Genomic DNA, 211 nt, shown 5'->3' on the forward strand with positions numbered 1-211 from the left:
GAGGATTCGACATTCAAATTCTGAATAGTATTCTAGGATTTATAATGGGGGGATTAGCTCNGAAGGACGCGATAAGCTGCGATAAGCTACGGGGAGGGGCACATACCTTATAATCCGTAGATTTCCGAATGGGGCAACCCGGCATGTTGAAGACATGTCACCCGAAAGGGGGCAAACCCGGTGAACTGAAACATCTAAGTAACCGGAGGAA

At 47.6% G+C, this 211-nt stretch carries 1 rRNA gene (running past one end of the window); it reads left to right on the forward strand.

The features are described from left to right. Positions 1–11 precede the first annotated feature (11 nt). Positions 12–211, forward strand: a 23S ribosomal RNA gene (locus tag L0U77_RS11840) (its annotated part continues 75 nt past the right edge of the window); the annotation flags it as partial.

Origin of the sequence: Tenacibaculum piscium (genome assembly GCF_021390715.1) — a bacterium.
Lineage (GTDB): Bacteria > Bacteroidota > Bacteroidia > Flavobacteriales > Flavobacteriaceae > Polaribacter > Polaribacter piscius.